This is a genomic window from Bacillus sp. AL-1R, from assembly GCF_052180195.1.
In the GTDB taxonomy this organism is placed as follows: Bacteria; Bacillota; Bacilli; order Bacillales; family Bacillaceae_G; genus Gottfriedia.
In genome coordinates, this window is sequence record NZ_CP197469.1 from 546,512 (window position 1) to 566,824 (window position 20,313).

Below are 20,313 nucleotides of genomic sequence, written 5' to 3' on the forward strand. Positions count from 1 at the left end.
TAATAAGGGGGCATGGATTCGATGAAAAGATTTAAATACAGACGTGTTCCAAAAAGAAAACTTTTTGTTTCAAAAAGAAAATCTTTTGGAGGATTTAAAACTGGTTCAACAACGAAAATTACTCAATCAATCCGTAATCTATTTCCAAATAAATTCGTAGTTATTAGTATTGTCTTATTATTTTTCTCCTTATATGCATTTTGGGAAATCGATAAAATTTTATCCCCAACGATCTTAAAATATTCTGAGAAACAAACAAAACGAATTGCTTCTTTAGTAATCAATGAAGCATATGAATCTGCTTCTAAAGAATTACAAGGGCAGGAAATTATTATTCGTGATATAGATGAAAACGGTAAAGCAGTAATCAGTACGAATACATATTTAATCAATAAAATAATCGGTTCGACGACTAAGCAAGTTGAAGAAAATATACGTAGGGTTGAAAATGGGGATATATCATTTTTATCGTTATCAAAAGCCGAAATGGAAAAAATGAAAGCAGATAATGATGGTTTTTATTTAAAAGTACCTATTGGAGTCGTTACTAATACAGTACTTTTAGGAAAACTTGGACCGACTATACCAGTTCGCTTTTCTGTAGTCGGTGATGCCGTGGCTAATGTTACCCAAGAAGTTAAGCCATTTGGATTTGATAATTCTGTTGTAGAAATTATTATGAATGTAGAAGTAAATATGAATGTAATTATCCCTTTTAGTACTAAATCAACAAAGGTGAAAGTAGAAGTCCCAATTGCAACTGAAATTATCGATGGAGAAGTTCCTAATTTCATTCCATTTACTCAAGATACTCAGCAAACTCCATCAACTATAAAAGGAAAAAAATAAATTTAAAATAGAGCAGACTAACTTAGTACAGTTGTATAAATTAGTCTGCTTTTTCATTTTACTTTCGAGAAACTTTCTCTTATAAGCTCGTCAAGTCTGCGAATTTTTATTTGCTTCTATCCTGACGCTCCCAAAGACGTAATTTTGGATAAGGATCAAAAGACCACTCTGCGTAGCCATTGTCTTTGTATATGCCGTAGTGCAAATGCGGAGGAAACTTTCCAGACGTCCCTGGAGGTCCATAACCAGTACTTCCAACATATCCGATGAGTGTTCCAGGCTCTACAACTTGTCCTCTTTGAATATCTTTATTGAATCCACCTAGATGAGCGTAATAATGATAATTATTATTTAAGTCTCGAATTCCGATTCTCCATCCTCCAATTCGATTCCAGCCTTTTGTCTCAATAATTCCATAACATGTGGATCTAACAGGAGTACCATAATTTGCAAATATGTCAGTACCCTCATGAACTCTTCGTCCACCAAAGCTTCGAGGTGCACCCCAAGTACTGCGATAACTATGTGTACTACGAATTGGTAATGGGAATGCATTACCTTCTATATTTAATTTTCCGTAGTATTGGTACAATTTTGCATATTCATCGATAATATCAACAGTTATTGCTCTTTGGTAGTAATCCCATAGCATCATTCGAATATATTGCCTAGTTGGGCCATAGAAATGTAATCGGTGAATGAAAGTGTACAGAATATCCTCATCATCTTCTAATGAAGCTTTTCCATCATTATTTCCATCTAAACCGATTCCACTAAATAAATGAATAGTAGGAGCGTATGTGTCTTTCTTAACTGGATTGGTTAATCCGCTCCAATCCTCTGGTTTAATATAGATCGAAAGGACTCCATTTTCACGTTTTGGTATATCGTTTCGTACACTCCGTACATTTCGTTCATAAGTATCTATCGCTGCAAAGTAATACCATGGAATAAAGGTTAGTGTTTCACCTTTTTTATATAAGGCCATTCGTTCTTTGTTAAGCTGAGCTTGATCTATTTCTTCTGCATTTGCAAATGATGGCATAATGAAGATAACCACCATACATAAAAGTACAATTATTTTTTTCAAAACCATCATCCTTTAAATTGATTTACATCTATAGTTTGGTTAAAGGAGCGACTTTCATAAATGGAAATTATAGGATAATAGAGATATTAATACGAAAGTTTTTCATATCCTCGAAAAATGTAGTAATATATAAACTATTGGAAGAGAAAATGAAATATGTCGTAAACGAATAAACGTTGGAGGAATTTCAAATGGCATCAAAAAAAGAAGAATATTTAAGAAAGCCTGAGTGGCTAAAAATAAAATTAAACACAAATGAATCTTACACAGAATTAAAGAAGATGATGCGATCAAAAAATCTTCACACTGTTTGTGAAGAAGCTCGTTGTCCAAATATCCATGAATGTTGGGCGGTTAGAAAAACAGCTACATTTATGATACTTGGTGCAGTTTGTACTCGTGCATGTCGTTTTTGTGCAGTTAAAACTGGTTTACCAACTGAACTTGATCTACAAGAACCAGTTCGAGTTGCCGAATCAGTCACTCAAATGAATTTAAAGCACGTAGTAATTACAGCGGTTGCTCGTGATGACTTAAGAGATGGCGGAGCAGCTATATTTGCAGAAACTGTTAGAGAAGTTAGAAAAGCAAATCCATTTACTACAATTGAAGTATTACCATCTGATATGGGTGGGAAGTTTGAAAACCTTAAAATGCTAATGGATGCAAAACCAGATATTATGAACCATAATATTGAAACGGTTAGAGAATTAACTCCACGTGTTCGTGCAAGAGCTACGTATGAAAGATCACTTGAATTTTTACGTAGAGCAAAAGAAATTAACCCTAGCATCCCTACAAAATCAAGCATCATGCTTGGATTAGGTGAAACAAACGAACAAATTTATGAAGCAATGGATGATCTACGTGCTGCAGGTGTAAATATCATTACATTAGGTCAATATTTACAACCTACGAAAACTCATTTAACTGTAAAAAAATACTATACTCCTGACGAGTTTGCGGCTCTAAAAGAAATTGCTTTAGGAAAAGGTTTCTCACACTGTGAGGCTGGTCCTTTAGTTCGATCATCATACCATGCTGACGAACAAGTAGAAGCTGCTAAACAAGCATAAAAAAAAGCACTAGCTGATGCTAGTGCTTTCAGTGTGTAGACAAAGTACAAAAAACTTGATTTTCAGACTGATTGCAAGCGCTTGTCTTTCGAAGCGCGAAGCCTGGTGAGGAGCAGAGTTACCCTAGACGGTAATGAGCACCGCAGACAGGCGAAGCAACGAAGAAAGCGAGCGTTTGTCAACAGTCTGAAAGCACTAGCTGATGCTAGTGCTTTTATTTTGTGATTATTATTTTGAAATCTGATCAAAATGCAAGCTTTGTTTATCGATATCAAAACCTTTAGCCAATTCTTTTATTTGTTGCTCTAATTGACCATCATTAAGCTGACCGTATTTATTTAGGTCCTCGATATTATTTATATTTTGAATTGAATTTGAAGTAAAGATATGGTAATAACTAGGAAGTGCAGATTGAGCAGTTTTTTCAACTTGTTTTCTAGCTAGTTTTTTATCACCATCAGATCGATAAGCAATCAATACTTCCTGGTCTGTTACTAGTGTAGCTGCATCGTCAATATTAGGAAGCTTTACAACTAAATAAGAAATGAATTTTGACACTTCTTGTTTATCAATTGTTAATGTATAATCACCATCTTTACCTAAAACATCTTGCTTTTGTAGTCTAGAAAAGCCATAATCTTTGTAAGAGTTATTTGACATTTTTGCATTAACATCGCCTAAATCCATTGGACTCGTATTTAATTGTTTAGGTGTTGGATTTGATCGATGTTCATTTTTATATGTTACATCCTCATAATCGAACTGTCTCGATTTACTTGGACCGAATGAACATCCTGTTAATAAAAATAAAGTTAATAAACAAACTAAATATTTACGCATATTAAATACCACCTTTTAATAATCAATGTAAAATTAGTATGCCTTAATATTGGTTACATATTAATGGGAGTAAAAGGAAGGAGAATACAAAGTGGTTTGCATACAGAATATTTGCTATGAAATAGTTGAAAATTATCGTGAAGGATTTAATGAAGAAGCCTTCAAAGCGAGATATGCAGAAATCCTTTCAAAATATGATTACATTGTTGGGGATTGGGGCTATGAGCAATTAAGACTTAGAGGATTTTTTGATGATTCTCAAAAAAATGTTCCATATGATTCAAAAATAAGTACGTTACGTGAATATATTTATGAGTATTGTAATTTTGGTTGTAAATATTTTGTAGTTAAGAAAGTAAAAAATTGATGGGGAAAAAATCCCATCATTTTTTTATTTTATTTTGTGGATAAAATATTTTTTGATTTTTTGAAACAGTATAAACCTTGTGGATAAGTTTGAATCTTTCAACAAAACATGTGTATAACTATAGACTTAATCACAAAAATAGTGGACAACTCTTTAGTTATCCACTATTTTTCAGATTATTTAGTAAAAATAATTTATTTATCCACAGAAATGTAATATTAGAAAATTATTTCACCAAGAAAATCTAATAATTCTGCAGCCTTTTCTTCAGAAATTCCGAAAGCAAATTCTAAGTAACCTTCTTCTTTTAAATCATCTGGACCAATAATTGCAAATCGATTACTTTGCATGTCCATTATCATTACTTTGCCATAATGACGATCAGAATATACTAAAGCAAGATCATGTCTTTGTTCTTCTCCCATAAAGCTTACAAAACGAGTCTTTGCTTGAATAGTGTCATCATATAAGAAAAAACGCTCTGACATTTTTTATTCCTCCATTATACTAATTAGATTGGGTTTGTATCCTAAATGGTGATGCGCTTTAATATGTCGCACAGTTTTTGTTTTACTTCTCATAACAATCGAATGAGTTTCGACTAAGTCTCCTCCTAAGAAAGTAACACCTTCAAGTAATTCACCTGAAGTAACGCCTGTAGCAGCAAAAATTGCATCGTCACCTTTTACTAAATCATTTAATGTTAATAATTGTCTTGGGTTAGAAAGACCCATATCCATACAACGTAGTTCTTCTTCTTTATTCATTGGTATTAATCGGGCTTGCATGTCACCACCAAGAGCTTTTATTGCTGCAGCGGCTATAACACCTTCTGGAGCACCTCCAGTACCTACGAAAAGATCGATTCCGGTTTGAGGTAATGCTGTAGCTATAACAGCACCAACATCTCCATCACCAAATAATTTAACTCTAGCACCTTTTTCACGAATTCGTTCAATAATTTCCTCATGACGAGGTCTTTCTTGGACAATTACTGTTAAATCATGTACACGTTTATTGTTTGCTTCAGCAATAATATCTATCGTTTTTTCAATCGGATCATCTAATGATATTTTACCAGCAGCACGAGGACCTACAGCTATTTTTTCCATATACATGTCAGGTGCATGTAATAAGTTACCTTTATCAGAAATTGCGATTACTGCCATTGCATTTGCATGGCCTTTAGCAAGGATATTTGTTCCTTCTAGAGGGTCAACTGCAATGTCTACTTCTGGTCCATTACCAGTTCCTAATTTCTCACCTATATAAAGCATTGGTGCCTCATCGAGTTCACCTTCACCAATTACTACAGTACCCGCCATATTTACTGAATCAAACATCGAACGCATTGCAGAAGTAGCAGCGTCATCAGCTTCATTTTTCTTACCGCGTCCCATCCATTGAGCAGAAGCAAGGGCAGCAGCTTCAGTAACTCTTACAATCTCTAGTGCTAATTCACGCTCCAAAAGTCCAACCCCCAGAAAAATATTCACCTATATAATATAACAAAAATCGGTAAGAAACGCTTTCATTTGTCGATTTTTTTCGAATTTAGCTATAAAATAAATATAAGTCCATAAAATGTAGAAGATAGAACTGAGAAGGAAGTGTACATATGTATTTTGTAAATCGTCAAAACATATTAGATCGAATTGAAATTTTAAATTCTATGCTGGAGTTTTATGTGTCAAACAGCCATCCAAAAAATAAAGTAGAAGAATTAGCATTGGAAAGAATGACACATCTTTTGATTGACAGTATGTTAGATATTGGAAATACAATGATTGATGGCTTTATCATGAGGGACCCAGGAAGCTATGATGATATTGTTGATATTCTAATGGATGAAAAGGTTATAACTGCATCAGTTGGAGAATCAATAAAAAAATTAATTCCAATTCGAAAACATCTATTACAAGATTACACATCTTCAATTACAGAAAAAATAGTGATGACATTAAGCGAAAATATAGAAGCATATAAGGAATTCCCAGTTTCGGTTCAAGCTTTTCTTGATAAAGAACTAGGAGTAATAAATGCTTTTAGTGGTGATGAGGAAAAATAATCTTAATTTCTCATTTGAAAATTTGATTCTGACGCTGTTTGCTCCACTTACTGAGTGAACAGCTACTAGTAAGGAGTGGCAATATGAAACAATATAAAGGATACTTAATCGATCTAGATGGAACGATGTATCGTGGTGAGGAGCAAATAGAGGAAGCTAGTCTTTTTATAAAAGCGCTGAAGGAAAAAAATATTCCATATCTTTTTGTAACGAATAATTCTACACGTAGACCAGAACAAGTTGCTGATAAACTTAATTCCTTTAATATTCCAACTACAAAAGAACAGGTCTTTACAACGAGTAACGCCACAGCAAATTACATAAAAGAACAAAAGGCAGATGCTACGGTTTATATGATTGGTGAAGAAGGCTTACAATATGCCTTAGAGGAAGTTGGCTTAACAATTACAGATGAAAATCCTGATTTTGTAATTAGTGGTTTAGACCGTAGTATTAATTACGAGAAATTAGCAAAGGCTTGTATAGCTGTAAGAAATGGCGCGACATTTATTTCTACTAATGGCGACATCGCAATTCCAACAGAAAGAGGTTTATTACCTGGAAATGGTTCACTAACATCTGTTATCACAGTTTCTACTACAGTAAAACCAATTTTTATTGGAAAACCTGAATCAATTATTATGGAACAAGCATTAAAAGTTCTTGGTGTAGCAAAAGAAGATACACTAATGATTGGTGATTATTATGATACAGACATTATGGCTGGGATTAATACTGGTGTTGACACATTAATCGTCCATACTGGTGTTACGACGAGAGATATGTTGTCAAATTACGAAGCGCAGCCAACTTATTCAGTTGACTCATTAGAAGAGTGGATTAAGTATATTTAAGCGTAAACCAGAAAGAAACCACTAGTAAAGTAAATACTAGTGGTTTTTTTGTGCATTTCAAATGTAAAGTAGTCTCAAATGTGGATTCACATTTTTTTTTTCCACTCTTTTTTATTCATCTTCCGCTTTAATTTGATCAGCCTTTTTATGTGCGGCGCGATGAGCAAGTCTGCTAGAAGCAGCTGCTGCAATCGCTCCAACAATATCATCTAAAAATGTATTTACTAAGCCTGTTGATTTATCGTTTAATCTTTCTAAAATTCCAGGTTTTAATTTATCGATGTAACCGTAATTCGTGAATCCAATTGAACCATATACATTTACGATCGATAAGGCAATTATTTCATCAATACCATAAAGACCTTCATCTTTTTTGATAATAGCCAACAAAGGCTCCTGTAATTTATCTTGCTCTGCCAAAATATCTAATTCAATACCAGTAATGATGGCATTTTGTATCTCACGTTTTGTCATGACCCTCTCAACATTGTGTTTACACTCTTCTTTAGATAAATTTTCATGATATTTACTTTGTAAAAAGTAAACTAATTCCGCAATGTCATCGAGTGTAACACCTCTTTTTTCTAATAACGATAATGCAGTCTTTTCTAAATCGTGATTTAAATATTCCATTTCATCACCTTTTCCTTATCGATTGATTTAATTACTATAAAAATAACTAAAATGGAGATTTCATAAAATAAGTAAAACTTTTACTATAAATTATTTGAAATAAGAGGATTAATTATATATGATTCGATATCGAACAAAATTCCCCTTTATAAATAAAGTTAAAAGATCGTAAAAATTGTTAGAACATCTAATTTATTACTAATTTCTTATCTGTTGAATCATTGCCTTTATATTTTTGTATAGTAGAGTTCAAACGATTAGCCCTTCTTCTTATGCTTGTCGGGGCTGACCAACTCGCTTCCACATTTCGTGATGTCTAGTTCCAGCGAGTAGCCCCTCGAGGTCATAAGCCCAATGCCAATAAAGGTAAAAAGCAACCTTTTTTGTCATTGTTCTTATGCTTGTCGGGGCTGACCAACTCGCTTCCACATTTCATATATACTACGTCATTCTCTCCTTTTTTGTGTATGGCCATTCGGGTTTATCTATAGAAAGTGAAAAAGTAGGGTACAGGTTTTGGGATTTGTGACATATATATTAATTAAGTAGTTATAAGAAGGATGTGAGTGATGATGTTTATTCGCAACCAAAACATCATTCAAGACATGTTTACTCATTATCAAATACAACCAGCTGAATTACTTCAAGTACAGTCATATTACATGTTTTGGCAGCGGAATAGGGTGTATTTTCTTGCACCTATTGTAAATTTAAAAGAAGATGATTTGCAAGAAATGAAAAGCTTAAGTGATTTTATGAGCTCAACTGGAGATCAATCGGTCGCAACCTTTGTTCAAAATGTTCAAGGGTATTATGTGAGTAAGATTGATGGAAATAATTATTCATTATTTAAAAGTAACAGACAAAATGAACGCAGTAATAATAACGGTGAAGAACTGGCAATTTTTCATTTAAGAGGGAAAAAATATTCAGGTGAATTGAAAAGATTAAATAGGATCGGGAAATGGAAGAATTTATGGGAAAAGCGTTTAGAGCAGTTAGAAAGATTTTGGCAAAGTAAAGTGAATAGTCATCCTGAAAATTTTTTCGAACAAATATTTATTGAATCTTTTCCTTATTATCTCGGAATGACTGAAAATGCCATTCAATATGTTGTAGATACAGAACTAGATGATATTCCTCAAATTGTTGATGCAGCAACAATTTGTCATCAAAAAATGACTGAAAGAAGACAGAAAGAAATTCATTTTGCGAAAGTACCGATTGAATGGATTTATGATCATCCAAGCAGAGACCTTGCAGAATGGGTTCGGGATGAATATTTAGAGAATCCCAGTAATCATCAAAAGAAAATCCTTTCATTTTTTTATGGTTATGAAAAGAAAAGTCCATTGTCGACTTTTGCGTGGCGTTTGTTATTTGCAAGACTTCTTTTCCCTGTTCACTATTTTGAAACAATTGAAGGGTATTACTTGGCAAAAAGCGATTCGGATCGAAAAAGGTATGAACGTAAGTTAGTTAATTATCTTGAAAATACTAACGAGTTCGAAGCTTTTTTAGGTGGATTTTATGATTTAATCGGACTACCAACTGCTAAGTTAGGGATTCGCGAAATTAAATGGCTAAAGTAAAAGAGAGGGTGGTTATCCCTCTCTTTTAGTATTGAAAATATATTAGAATACTTGCTCTACTTCAATTACACCAGGTACTTCTTCTAATAAAGCTCGCTCAATACCAGCTTTTAGTGTAATCGTTGAACTAGGGCAGCTGCCACATGCACCTAAAAGGCGAAGTTTAACAATTCCATCCTCAATATCAACTAAATCAACGTCTCCACCATCACGTAGTAAAAACGGTCTTAATTTATCTAAAACTTCTTGTACTTGTTCTTTCATGTCCATTCATATCGACTCCTTTCACTAATTTTATTATAATCAGTTAAGAGGAAAAAATCTATTACAGAGTACTTTGTGTGTTTGAAATTATTTTAGGACACACATTTATTGTATGCTAGGAGGAGAAAATGAGTAATAAAATTTTAGTGGAAGTTTTTGGAGCTGAAGTAATATGTGCAAGTTGTGTAGGAATGCCATCATCAATTGAAACATTTGAATGGCTTCAAGCTGCACTTCAAAGAAAATATCCTGACTTAGCCTTTGATTTTCAATACATTGATATATTTAATGTAGAGAATAAAGAAAAAGAAGATTTCGCCAACCGAGTTAGAAATGATGAATTTTTCTATCCGGTAGTTTTAGTAAATGGAAATGTTGTTGGTGAAGGTAATCCAAGATTAAAAGATGTATATAACGCCATTGAATTATAATAAATTAAACCCCTTTACAAAAATATGTAAGGGGTTTTTTACTGCTATTGAAGCAAAAAATTTGAGTAAATGATTCTTTGCAAAAATTAAAATGTTTTAATAAAATTCAATATTTTAGGTAAAATGCAAGGGATAATCATGATAGAATAGAAGTGTAAAATAAATAAATTACAATTTTTGGCATATATATAGAATTGGGAGGAGGGGTGGAATGGTTGCGATCAGTTTATTTGTAATTGGAGTTTTATTAATTATCATCGAAATGTTTTCATTAACCTTTGTATTCTTATGGATCGGTATTGCGAGTATTCTAGCATCAGTTGTAAGTTATTTAACAGGATCAAACACCTTTACTTTTATCGTTTTTGTTATTAGTGCATTAATTTTGTGGCTTAGTACTAAGAAATTTGCAAAAAGAATCCACCAACAAAAAACGATTGAAAATGGAGTATATGCTTTAGTTGGTAAAGAGGTCGTTGTAGCATCTGTTGAATTAAATGATGATACAGTAGGTACGACCAAAGTTTATGGTGATGAATGGACAATCCGTTCTACAGAACCATTATTTATAAATAAAAAGGTAATTGTAACAAAAATTGAAGGTGCAACTTTATACGTAAAAAATAACTAATTGAGGAGAAATGTTATGTCTGATGTAGGTTCTATGGTTGGTCCAATTATTATTGGAATTATTGTTTTATTTGTTGTTTTACTTTTGTTATCTAGTATTCGCATTGTTAGACAATCTGAAGTGTATCTAGTGGAACGATTAGGGAAATTCCATCGTAAATTAGAGAGTGGAATTCACGTTGTCATACCATTTGTTGAACGCGTAGCTAGTAAAAAAACTTTGCGTGAGACTGTGGTAGATTTCCCACCACAATCGATGATTACAAAAGATAATGTTAGTATCCAAGTAGACTCAGTTGTCTTCTATCAAGTAACTGATGTTGTACGACATGAATACGAAATTGCTAATCCACTGTCTGCAATTTCTAATTTAACAGCTACTACTTTACGTAACTTAATAGGGGAATTAGATTTAGATGAAACTTTAACAAGTCGTGATACTGTTAATAATAAACTCCGTGCTGTTCTTGACCAAGCAACGGATAAATGGGGTATGAAAGTAAATCGTGTAGAGATCCGAAATATCATTCCACCAATTGATATACAAAATGCGATGGAGCGACAAATGCAAGCAGAACGTACTCGTCGTGAAAAAGTATTAAATGCACAAGGTGAAAAAGAATCAAAAATCCTGAAAGCAGAAGGAGAAAAGCAATCAAAAATTCTTGAAGCTGAAGGGGAACGTTTAAGCCAAGTTGAAAAAGCTCGAGGAGATAAAGATTCTCAAGTTTTACGTGCTGAAGGGGAAGCAGAGGCAATCATTAAACTTGCTGAAGCAAAAGCTAGAGGGGAACAACTTGTGTTAGATGTTTGGAGAAATGCAGAGCCAACTAAAGAAATGGTTCAATTGCGTTCAATGGAAGCTTTAGAAAAAGTAGCTTATGGTCATGCATCAAAACTTGTTATTCCGACAGACGCTACAAAGCTTCTAGGTATGGTTGAAAGTGTAAAAGAGGTTATTAAATCTGATAAAACAGAATAAAAAAAAGCCCCTTAGCCATTTTGTTAAGGGGCTTTTAAGTATAGCTAAAAAGATGATTAGTTAATCAACCATTGTGGTATTTATACATCCATAAGATTCCGGATTTAATTAATCTTGGAACACGACCGATTAGTGGGCGTTCATTGAATAGTCCAAAACCGTGTTTTTTACCTAATGAGCCCATAATACCTTTTAGTTTTATTTTAGGCATTACTTCTGGAAGGTCTTCACCTTTCCATTTTTTTTGTAGAACCATAACGATTTGTTCTGCTTGAGCTTCCGCAAGTTGTGCAGAAGGTGCATATGGTAATGAAGCACAATCTCCAACTACATAAACATGCTCATCGTCTGGTAAATGATGATATTTCGTTACAACGACTCTTCCTGTATTGTCTTTTTCTACGTCTAAATTGCGGACAACTTCAACAGGTTGAATTCCCGCTGTCCAAATAACAGCGTCACAATGAATCTTGTCATCATGATTAAATAAAGTATTTTTCTCTACTTTTGTAATGTTAGAATTGCTAACAATTTTTACATCGTGCTCAATAAACCAGTTTTGAACATAATAACTAAGTTTTTCTGGAAACATTGATAAAATTCGGCTTCCACGATCAAAAAGTAAAATTTCTAAATCGCTTCTACTTTCTCTTAGCTCACTAGCTACTTCTACTCCACTTAATCCAGCACCTACAACACCGACTACTGAATTAGGAGGTAGACTGTTTACATTTTCATAAGCGTTTCTTGTTTTTTCAATTGTTTGAATACTATAAGTATATTCAGGTGCACCAGGTACGTTATGATATTTATCCTCACAACCTAAACCGATAATTAAATCATCATAAGAAACTGATTTTCCATTGCTTAATTCTACTTTCTTGTTTGCCGTATCAATTGTAGTAATATCTCCATATACAACTTTTAATTTCTCATGAGTTGGTAATGGTATTCTAATGTGTTGCTCTGGAACCGTACCTGCAACTAATGCATAATACTCAGTTTTAAAGCAATGAAAAGAATTTCGATCAATCAATGTGATATGAACATCCTCAGGCAAATCAGATGTTAATAGACGTGACAAAGCACGAATATTTCCATATCCGGCACCTAGTAATACGAGGTTTTTCATAGTTGATGTTCCCCTTTTGTTTTATTAGCGTTGAATGAAAAAATTTTTCTATTTTTCGACAATTATATTATATATATTTTATGTTAAAATAACAACGCTTAACTCTGTAAAATAACGCTCATTCCATATATTCTCAAAAGGTTGACGTTTTTAAAAAAAAAGAGTAACTTTATGAGGAGCAAGGAGTGAAAAAGAGTGAGACCATTAATCGAATTTTGTATAAAAAACCTAGCAGACGGTGCACAAAAGGCTTTAGAACAGCTTGAACGTGATCCAAATCTAGATATACTAGAATATGGCTGCCTTGGATATTGTGGAAAATGTAATCTATCACTTTTTGCACTAGTTGAAGGGGAAGTAGTAACTGGAGAAACGGCAACCGAGCTAGTAGATAATATTTATATTTTCTTAGAAGAAAATATGTTAATATAAGTAGCACTGTTAATAATTAACAGTGCTTTTTTATATGTTTCGAGCAATTTCTACAAAAGTTCAGTCGTAACTCGTTAACCATTCATCGACGATCCTCTTATTTAACCATTTAAAATACTCTTCTTTCGTTTAATCACATTAACAAATACAATTATAATTACGTAAACTATTTTAAAAAATTTAGCAAAATTGATGCAAAAAAATGAGCATTCACCTAAGTGAAGCTCTTAAAATGTTTCTATATCGAGAAACGGGGGATGTTCTTATTGTGCTCAATTCATTAAAATTTTATACTTGTATTAATAAAAAAAGTAAGGAGTCATGAAAATGAATTCTTTTCGTTATACAAAAATGCATGGATTAGGAAATAACTATATTTATGTTAATCTGTTTGAAGAAAATTTAAGAGAAGAAGAGCTGGCTAAACTTGCAGTCGAAGTTTCAAATATTAATACAGGTATTGGTAGTGATGGAATGATATTAATCTGCCCATCAGAAGTTTGTGATGTTAAAATGCGCGTATTTAATAATGATGGATCAGAAGCTAAAAATTGTGGTAATGGCCTAAGATGTGTAGCGAAATATGCATACGAACATGGAATTGTAAATAATACTTCGTTTAAGATTGAAACGATCAGTACAATTGTTGAAGCTACAGTACATGTTGAAAATAATATTGTTAATGAAGTAACAATAAATATGGGTAAACCAATATTCCAAAGATCTCTAATTCCAATGATTGGTGATGATCAGGAATATGCTAGAGACAGTATTTTATTTGAAGAAAAAAGCTATGAATTTTCTGCGGTATCGATGGGAAATCCACATGCTGTTTTTGAAGTAAGTGATATAAAAAAGGCACCATTAACAACTTTAGGTCCAATTGTTGAAAAACATGATTTATTTCCGGAGAGCGTAAATGTTGAATTTATCGAATGTTTGCCGCATAATGAGATAAATTTCGTTGTATGGGAGCGAGGTTCTGGCGTAACTCAAGCCTGTGGAACAGGAGCTTGTGCTGCAGCAGTCGCTATGATACAAGAAGGAAAATATAAACGAGATGAACCGATAACTGTTCACCTACAAGGTGGAGATTTACAAATTACTTGGTCTACTGATGGGGATGTATGGATGAAAGGCCCAGCAGTTACAATAACAGAAGGCATATACTATACTAAAAGAGGAGTGAAATAAATGATTACAGTTACTGAACAAGCAGGTTTAAAAATTAAAGAAATGATTGAAAACGAAGAAGACAAAAACACTTTTGTTCGCTTAGGTGTTAAAGGTGGAGGTTGCTCTGGACTTTCATATGGACTTGGTTTCGATCCACAAAAAAACGACGATGACACAGAATTAGAATATCATGGCATTAAGTTTTTAATTGATAATGAAAGTGCTCCTATTTTAAAAGGAGTTGTAATTGATTTCAAAGAATCATTACTAGGTGGCGGATTTACAATCGATAATCCAAATGCAATTGCATCATGTGGTTGTGGTTCTAGTTTTAGAACAGCTACGAATGCAGGTACTCCTGAAGAGTGCTAATTCAGACTACCTGAAATCATTCTTTAGTCAGTCTAAATTTCAATATTTTTGAACTAAGATTACGCACTTATAGGATACTTTTGTATCCTATTTTTTCTTTTAAACAACTTAGGCTAAATTCTTAATTGTTAATATTTTTACAAATTCACGGGAAATTGTTGAATCTTTTTTGAAGTTGTGTACTATTATATAGTGTAGATAAAAATTGAATTGGTTTTTTAAGGAGTTGGTTGTGAAGTAGTTCACGAATTATGGTGTATATTGTTCAATATATCACAAGTGATTCTAAAAAAGACTGCCTTAGAAAATTGAAGGACCTGGAAGTACTTTTGCAGTTGGATCAATATGCGATGTATAAATGCTTGTCATCTATTATAGAATAATATCATATTTTATGCAGAAAAATTGAGGTGTGGCCAAAAAATAACCAATTTAGCTTAAAATTTCGAGAATTCTACAGATTAGATTTATCTTGAAATCTTATACAAAAAACTTTAATATTGTTATAGGCAAATTGTTAACATTTTGTGACAATTTATACGAAATATTTAGACAAATATTCCTATATAATCATTTGCTTAACTTTATACTAATTTATAATGTATCAGATTGCTCACTATTGAGCTTAGTTATAAATTTAGAGATATGACAGCAAATTGTAGGTACTTAATATAATTTAAAAGGATGGTATGTATATCATGAACAAGCCTAAGATTGTAATCCTTGGAGCTGGGTACGGTGGAATTATTACTGCAACTCGACTTCAAAAAACATTATCTGCAAATGAAGCGGACATTACATTAGTAAATAAAAATAGTTACCACTACCAAACGACTTGGTTACATGAAAATGCAGCAGGTACATTACATCATGACCGTACACGCCTTGACATTAAAGACGTGATTAACCCAAGTAAAGTAAACTTTATCCAAGATACTGTTACTCAAATTAAACCAGAAGAAAAGAAAGTTATTCTTTCTAACGGCGAATTAAACTACGACTATTTAGTAGTTGGACTTGGTTTTGAGTCAGAAACATTTGGAATTAAAGGTTTAAAAGAACATGCATTCTCAATCGCAAGCATTAATGCTGCTCGTCAAATTCGTGAGCATATTGATTATAGCTTCTCTAAATATTACAATACACCAGTTGAAAAACGCGATGAGTTATTAACAATTATCGTTGGTGGAGCTGGATTTACAGGTATCGAATTTGTTGGAGAACTTGCAAACCGCGTACCAGAACTATGCAAAGAATATGATATCGATCGTGATTTAGTTCGTATTATCTGCGTAGAGGCTGCTCCAATGGTATTACCAGGTTTTGATCCTGAATTAGTTGACTATGCTGTTTCTCAATTAGAGAAAAAAGGCGTTGAATTTAAAATTGGTACAGCTATTAAAGAATGTACTGAAGATGGAATCATCGTTGCTAAAGGTGATGTAGAAGAGAAAATCAACTCTGCAACAGTTGTTTGGGCTGCAGGTGTACGTGGAAATGCATTAGTAGAGCAAGCTGGCTTCGAAGCTATGCGTGGACGTGTAAAAGTTACAAAAGATATGCGAGTTCCAGGATATGATGATGTATTTATCGTTGGTGATTCTGCTTTATTAATCGACGAATCAAGTAACCGTCCATACCCACCAACAGCACAAATTGCAATCCAACAAGGATTTAACGTTGCACATAACTTAGCTGTATTAGTTCGTGGAAAAGGTGAACTTGAAGAGTTTACACCGGACATTAAAGGTACAGTATGTTCATTAGGACATGATGATGCAATTGGTGTAGTTTATGGTAAAAAATTAACTGGTTGGAAAGCTTCATTTATGAAGAAAGTAATTGATAACCGTTACTTATTCTTACTTGGCGGACCAATGTTAGTTCTTAAAAAAGGTAAATTAAACTTCCTATAAGCATATTAGCTCGACTTAAGTCGGGCTTTTTCTTTGTATATTGATTAAATTGGCAGTGGTGAAGAATTCTAGACGTAGTTGCCTATTTTAGGCATTAAGTTTAAAATAGGCAACTACGTTCTCTATCATCGCCTAAAAGCTCGCCAATAGATGATTTTTCTTTATTGTAAAGGTGGTCATAATTAGATGAGTAAAAGAAGCAATGTATGGCTAGGAGTAGCTGGTTTAGTGAAAGACTCTAACGGAAGATGGTTAGTTGTAAAGAAAAAATATAGTGGATTAAAAGGTTTATGGTCTTTACCAGCAGGTTTTGTAAAACAAGATGAAACTGTCGACCAAGCAGTATTAAGAGAGATTAAAGAAGAAACAGGCGTTAATGCAACCTTAATTGGGTTAATAGGTGTTAGGACTGGTGTTATTCGCGAAGAAATTAGTGATAATATGTTAATTTTCTTATTACAGGCAGATGATACAATGATAACGATTCAAGAAGAAGAGTTATCAGATGCCCGTTTTATTTCTGAAGAAGAGCTAATAGATGATCCAACATCTTCATTACTAATTAAATACTTAATTGAAAATCCTCCGAATAAGCCAATGGAAGTTGTAAAAGGCTTAAACCCAGGAGATCAATTCCAATATACTACCTATCACTTTATTAAGTGATTTTTTAATGGTTTGAATTTTTAGAAAATTGACGATAGGACAAGAAGGTTTTACACTGTATATAGAAAAAATGTGGGGTGTTTTTATATGGTGATGAGTATTCCAGTTTTACTAATTTCAATATTGCTATTTTTCGTATTAGCCTTTGGAATCGGTTTCCTAGCTAATATGCTTTTTCGAACAACTTGGTTTATGGTAGTAATTTATCCACTATTAATCGTTATGATTGTGGACAAGATTAGTACAGTAAAATATTTTACGAATACTTCTGCAGCTTTTGAGACATTAAAAACAAATCTAATGTCAGTAGGAACTGGTGATATTGTTATTTTAACAGCTGGTTTAATAGGTGCAATTATGTCAGGTGTAGTAATCCTGTCATTAAGAAAAAATGGATATCAAATGTTCTAACTTTCTCACGTATGAGAAAGTTTTTTTTATATTTTTTTTGTTTTGGGGAAAGATGAAAAGATGAAAAGGAGTGAAATGATTCATTGGGTATAAATAAAAAATTATTTAGACATATTATTTTATCTATTTTATTCATTATTGCTTTGGTTTCTTCTTTAAAAATCCTTGCAAATATTCAAGTCGCAACGATAAAAGGATGGTTTAGCGATTCAATTGCTATAAATAAAGTATTTGCAGAAGAAAATAAAACGATCACAAATGAGAGCATAATGATTACGATGGCAAAAAACATCGAACATAATACGAATTGGAATAATTATAAAAAGATAACAGTTACAGCAACTGGCTATACAGCCGGAAGGGAATCAACGGGAAAAAGTCCTAAAGATCATTCATATGGAATTACTTACTCAGGTGTAGAAGTAAAAAGGGATTTATTTTCAACCATTGCAGCCGACTTAAACGTATTTCCAATCGGAACGATATTATTTATCCCAGGGTACGGATATGGAGTAGTCGCAGATAAAGGTGCAGCAGTTAAAGGAAATCATTTGGATTTATATTTTCAGACAGTTGGAGATGTATTTGAGCATTGGGGCAAGAAGAAATTAAATGTATATATCATTAAACAAGGTAATGGACGGTTTACAGAGTCTGATCTAAAGGAATTAAATGAGCAAAATTCATTACAAGTATTCAGGCAGCAAACAAGAAATTAGGTGAAAAATGGATAATGTCAAAAACAAAATATAGTTTAATCATTCATGCACCAATTGAAGCGGTATTTGAAGTTGTTGATTCAGATGCTCATATAAAAGAGTGGATGGAAGGATTTATTGAGAATACTTAAAAGTTAAAAGAAGGTGGAAAAATTCAAGAATATGATGGAGAAATCATTTCTTATTTACCACCAAAAGAGTTAGGAGTTCGCTTAAAGCATTCAAGTTTTACAGTTGAGGCAATTTATCACTTTTTTTCTGTAGCTACTAATCAACCCAGTTTAGATTACGAATGTAGGTTGGAAATGCATTCGATTGCAGCTAAAATGATGGGCTTTTTATTCGGTTGGATTTCAAAACGAATACTCATAAAACAAATGAGTAGTTTAAAAGAGTATGCAAAAAAAGCGATTTGATGGTGTACTATAAAATCATGCCCCTTGCATATTAAAAGCAAGGGGTTTACAACGTTATTTGGATATTTGTTTTGATTAAAAGGAAAATCTTTTCATTATCTCGAATTTAAAATAAGTAAAATTTTTAATAAAATAGAATTTGTTAAACAGAAATTTTTTTTCAAACAAGTATGACGAAAACAGATTTTGTTTATAGCAGGTCAGCTTTAATCGAGAGGCGGAGGAGAAATGGAAGAGAAAATGACATTAATGCATGCTTTAGGCATGACGATAGAGTCAGTTGAAGAAGGAAAAGTAGTAATGAAAATGGAAGTAACGGACAAAGTACATCAACCATTTGGATATTTACACGGTGGAGCTTCGGTTGCTTTAGCTGAAACGGTTGCGAGTGTAGGGACGTTTTCGATGATTGATCAAGAGAATCAACTTGCTTTTGGCTTGGAAATAAACGCAAATCATTTACGTTCTGTTCGTGATGGTGTCGTAACTGCAATTGGAACTGCAGTACATACAGGTAAAACGACAATGGTTTGGGATATAAAAATTTATTCAGAAGATGAGCAGTTAGTTTGTATCTCGAGATGTACAGTAGCGATTAAAGATAAACGAAATTAGCTCTTATGAACTGTTAAATTACAATTGTAATTTTGCAGTTTTTTTTTTGACTCTAAAAAAGAAAAAAATAGAAACTCATCAATTTTAGCTTAAACTTATGGTAAAATAATTAAGTTGTGTATATAAAAATTCGAAGATAAGTGAGACATCCTCTAATTAAGATTTTTCTTGAGATAGAGAAGAAAGGAGACATTCGATGAAAAATATATATTACACAGGCTTTAATGCACTTTTATCAATTATTATGTTTACGGTCGCCATTACATTAAACTTCTTTCAAATGACTATAAACTTTTTATCAGTATCTGGTATTCTACAACCACTTACAGATCTACTTCCAGAGAAGGAAATTAGAATCCTTACATTTCTAGGCATAGCATTTCTTTTCTATTTAGTTTTGAGTGGATTCAAATTAATTTCTGAAATGATCTGGCAATTTGCGCTACTACTATTCTCAAAAGACAATGAAGGCGTAGACTTATTAGCATCTAAGAAATATTCTTTTGTCTTTTTAATAGGTGGATTAATTGCTATCTTTTTAAATAAATCTTTAGTGTATATTGCTATTATTCTACTATTATCAGTAATTGCATTTTATATTTTATTTTTAATAAAGCAACGATCTAACTATACAATTGTTGGAATCATTGGGTTTATAATGATCCAATTAATCATGTGGGGATTAGTAGGAAGCGGTGTAGTATACGGGGCATTTACAGTTTTAGCTAAATTTAAAACTTCAATGCCATTTTAAAAAAAGTAGCACTTTTGATGATTTCAAA

At 32.8% G+C, this 20,313-nt stretch carries 25 protein-coding genes; 18 read left to right on the forward strand and 7 right to left on the reverse strand.

Annotation, left to right across the window (positions count from 1 at the left end; translation table 11 throughout):
* Nucleotides 1-21 precede the first annotated feature (21 nt).
* Nucleotides 22-849 carry a sporulation protein YunB gene (gene yunB / locus ACSBO6_RS02575; protein ID WP_180233033.1) on the forward strand — a complete coding sequence of 276 codons (828 nt, stop codon included), beginning with the start codon at nucleotides 22-24 and terminating at the stop codon, nucleotides 847-849.
* 106 nt (nucleotides 850-955) lie between these two features.
* On the opposite strand, the gene ACSBO6_RS02580 is transcribed toward yunB, so the two are convergent.
* Nucleotides 956-1,945 (reverse strand): M23 family metallopeptidase, encoded by a 990-nt coding sequence (locus ACSBO6_RS02580; protein ID WP_098848687.1) that lies wholly within the window; start codon nucleotides 1,943-1,945, stop codon nucleotides 956-958.
* 185 nt (nucleotides 1,946-2,130) lie between these two features.
* Here ACSBO6_RS02580 and lipA point away from each other — a divergent pair, with 185 nt between their 5' ends.
* Complete coding sequence (lipA, locus tag ACSBO6_RS02585; RefSeq protein WP_098848688.1) at nucleotides 2,131-3,015, forward strand: lipoyl synthase; 885 nt, start codon at nucleotides 2,131-2,133, stop codon at nucleotides 3,013-3,015.
* Nucleotides 3,016-3,243: 228 nt separating this feature from the next.
* Here lipA and ACSBO6_RS02590 read toward each other — a convergent pair whose 3' ends face one another.
* Complete coding sequence (locus tag ACSBO6_RS02590) at nucleotides 3,244-3,855, reverse strand: YhcN/YlaJ family sporulation lipoprotein (protein WP_098848689.1); 612 nt, start codon at nucleotides 3,853-3,855, stop codon at nucleotides 3,244-3,246.
* A 91-nt stretch (nucleotides 3,856-3,946) separates the two neighbouring features.
* On the opposite strand from ACSBO6_RS02590, the gene ACSBO6_RS02595 reads away from it, so the two are divergent.
* The gene (locus ACSBO6_RS02595; RefSeq protein ID WP_098848690.1) at nucleotides 3,947-4,222 is read left to right on the forward strand and encodes a YutD family protein; all 276 of its coding nucleotides are present in this window, start codon (nucleotides 3,947-3,949) and stop codon (nucleotides 4,220-4,222) included.
* A gap of 218 nt (nucleotides 4,223-4,440) precedes the next feature.
* On the opposite strand, the gene ACSBO6_RS02600 is transcribed toward ACSBO6_RS02595, so the two are convergent.
* Together ACSBO6_RS02600 and glpX are read right to left on the reverse strand one after the other, a co-directional pair.
* Nucleotides 4,441-4,710, reverse strand: a complete 270-nt coding sequence (locus tag ACSBO6_RS02600) for a DUF3055 domain-containing protein (RefSeq protein ID WP_498844108.1) — start codon at nucleotides 4,708-4,710, stop codon at nucleotides 4,441-4,443.
* A 3-nt stretch (nucleotides 4,711-4,713) separates the two neighbouring features.
* On the reverse strand, nucleotides 4,714-5,691 hold the full coding sequence (gene glpX, locus ACSBO6_RS02605) for a class II fructose-bisphosphatase (RefSeq protein WP_498844109.1): 978 nt from the start codon (nucleotides 5,689-5,691) through the stop codon (nucleotides 4,714-4,716).
* Between the two features lie 149 nt (nucleotides 5,692-5,840).
* Here glpX and ACSBO6_RS02610 point away from each other — a divergent pair, with 149 nt between their 5' ends.
* Together ACSBO6_RS02610 and ACSBO6_RS02615 are read left to right on the forward strand one after the other, a co-directional pair.
* The gene (locus tag ACSBO6_RS02610; RefSeq protein WP_098848692.1) at nucleotides 5,841-6,290 is read left to right on the forward strand and encodes a DUF86 domain-containing protein; all 450 of its coding nucleotides are present in this window, start codon (nucleotides 5,841-5,843) and stop codon (nucleotides 6,288-6,290) included.
* A gap of 83 nt (nucleotides 6,291-6,373) precedes the next feature.
* Nucleotides 6,374-7,144, forward strand: a complete 771-nt coding sequence (locus ACSBO6_RS02615; RefSeq protein WP_498844110.1) for a TIGR01457 family HAD-type hydrolase — start codon at nucleotides 6,374-6,376, stop codon at nucleotides 7,142-7,144.
* A gap of 111 nt (nucleotides 7,145-7,255) precedes the next feature.
* Here ACSBO6_RS02615 and ACSBO6_RS02620 read toward each other — a convergent pair whose 3' ends face one another.
* The gene (locus ACSBO6_RS02620) at nucleotides 7,256-7,777 is read right to left on the reverse strand and encodes a phosphatidylglycerophosphatase A family protein (RefSeq protein ID WP_098848694.1); all 522 of its coding nucleotides are present in this window, start codon (nucleotides 7,775-7,777) and stop codon (nucleotides 7,256-7,258) included.
* Nucleotides 7,778-8,370: 593 nt separating this feature from the next.
* Here ACSBO6_RS02620 and yutH point away from each other — a divergent pair.
* The gene (gene yutH / locus ACSBO6_RS02625) at nucleotides 8,371-9,369 is read left to right on the forward strand and encodes a spore coat putative kinase YutH (RefSeq protein ID WP_498844645.1); all 999 of its coding nucleotides are present in this window, start codon (nucleotides 8,371-8,373) and stop codon (nucleotides 9,367-9,369) included.
* A gap of 42 nt (nucleotides 9,370-9,411) precedes the next feature.
* On the opposite strand, the gene ACSBO6_RS02630 is transcribed toward yutH, so the two are convergent.
* Nucleotides 9,412-9,639, reverse strand: coding sequence for a NifU family protein (locus tag ACSBO6_RS02630; protein ID WP_025671774.1), 228 nt, complete (start codon nucleotides 9,637-9,639; stop codon nucleotides 9,412-9,414).
* A gap of 122 nt (nucleotides 9,640-9,761) precedes the next feature.
* Between ACSBO6_RS02630 and ACSBO6_RS02635 the strand changes: the two genes are divergently transcribed.
* From ACSBO6_RS02635 to ACSBO6_RS02645, 3 genes are all read left to right on the forward strand, one after another.
* Entirely contained in the window at nucleotides 9,762-10,064 is a 303-nt protein-coding gene (locus tag ACSBO6_RS02635) for a DUF1462 family protein (RefSeq protein WP_098845115.1), read from the forward strand.
* A 211-nt stretch (nucleotides 10,065-10,275) separates the two neighbouring features.
* Entirely contained in the window at nucleotides 10,276-10,695 is a 420-nt protein-coding gene (locus ACSBO6_RS02640; protein WP_098845114.1) for an NfeD family protein, read from the forward strand.
* 15 nt (nucleotides 10,696-10,710) lie between these two features.
* Nucleotides 10,711-11,676: an SPFH domain-containing protein gene (locus tag ACSBO6_RS02645; RefSeq protein WP_218937218.1), complete on the forward strand. Its 966-nt coding sequence runs from the start codon at nucleotides 10,711-10,713 to the stop codon at nucleotides 11,674-11,676.
* Nucleotides 11,677-11,740: 64 nt separating this feature from the next.
* On the opposite strand, the gene ACSBO6_RS02650 is transcribed toward ACSBO6_RS02645, so the two are convergent.
* Nucleotides 11,741-12,808, reverse strand: coding sequence for an NAD(P)/FAD-dependent oxidoreductase (locus ACSBO6_RS02650; RefSeq protein WP_098845113.1), 1,068 nt, complete (start codon nucleotides 12,806-12,808; stop codon nucleotides 11,741-11,743).
* Nucleotides 12,809-13,003: 195 nt separating this feature from the next.
* Here ACSBO6_RS02650 and ACSBO6_RS02655 point away from each other — a divergent pair, with 195 nt between their 5' ends.
* From ACSBO6_RS02655 to ACSBO6_RS02695, 9 genes are all read left to right on the forward strand, one after another.
* Nucleotides 13,004-13,240: a YuzB family protein gene (locus tag ACSBO6_RS02655; protein ID WP_098845112.1), complete on the forward strand. Its 237-nt coding sequence runs from the start codon at nucleotides 13,004-13,006 to the stop codon at nucleotides 13,238-13,240.
* Between the two features lie 327 nt (nucleotides 13,241-13,567).
* Entirely contained in the window at nucleotides 13,568-14,434 is an 867-nt protein-coding gene (dapF, locus tag ACSBO6_RS02660) for a diaminopimelate epimerase (RefSeq protein ID WP_098845111.1), read from the forward strand.
* Nucleotides 14,435-14,788 (forward strand): HesB/IscA family protein, encoded by a 354-nt coding sequence (locus tag ACSBO6_RS02665; protein WP_098845110.1) that lies wholly within the window; start codon nucleotides 14,435-14,437, stop codon nucleotides 14,786-14,788. It begins immediately after the preceding gene.
* Between the two features lie 698 nt (nucleotides 14,789-15,486).
* On the forward strand, nucleotides 15,487-16,704 hold the full coding sequence (locus ACSBO6_RS02670; protein ID WP_142339186.1) for an NAD(P)/FAD-dependent oxidoreductase: 1,218 nt from the start codon (nucleotides 15,487-15,489) through the stop codon (nucleotides 16,702-16,704).
* 186 nt (nucleotides 16,705-16,890) lie between these two features.
* Nucleotides 16,891-17,370, forward strand: a complete 480-nt coding sequence (locus ACSBO6_RS02675) for an NUDIX domain-containing protein (protein ID WP_098845109.1) — start codon at nucleotides 16,891-16,893, stop codon at nucleotides 17,368-17,370.
* A gap of 93 nt (nucleotides 17,371-17,463) precedes the next feature.
* Nucleotides 17,464-17,781 carry a YuiB family protein gene (locus ACSBO6_RS02680; RefSeq protein WP_286138270.1) on the forward strand — a complete coding sequence of 106 codons (318 nt, stop codon included), beginning with the start codon at nucleotides 17,464-17,466 and terminating at the stop codon, nucleotides 17,779-17,781.
* An 83-nt stretch (nucleotides 17,782-17,864) separates the two neighbouring features.
* Nucleotides 17,865-18,500 carry a 3D domain-containing protein gene (locus ACSBO6_RS02685; protein ID WP_286138269.1) on the forward strand — a complete coding sequence of 212 codons (636 nt, stop codon included), beginning with the start codon at nucleotides 17,865-17,867 and terminating at the stop codon, nucleotides 18,498-18,500.
* Between the two features lie 644 nt (nucleotides 18,501-19,144).
* Nucleotides 19,145-19,531, forward strand: a complete 387-nt coding sequence (locus ACSBO6_RS02690; protein WP_286138268.1) for a PaaI family thioesterase — start codon at nucleotides 19,145-19,147, stop codon at nucleotides 19,529-19,531.
* A gap of 196 nt (nucleotides 19,532-19,727) precedes the next feature.
* On the forward strand, nucleotides 19,728-20,285 hold the full coding sequence (locus ACSBO6_RS02695; RefSeq protein WP_098845107.1) for a DUF5366 family protein: 558 nt from the start codon (nucleotides 19,728-19,730) through the stop codon (nucleotides 20,283-20,285).
* The last annotated feature ends 28 nt before the right edge of the window (nucleotides 20,286-20,313 follow it).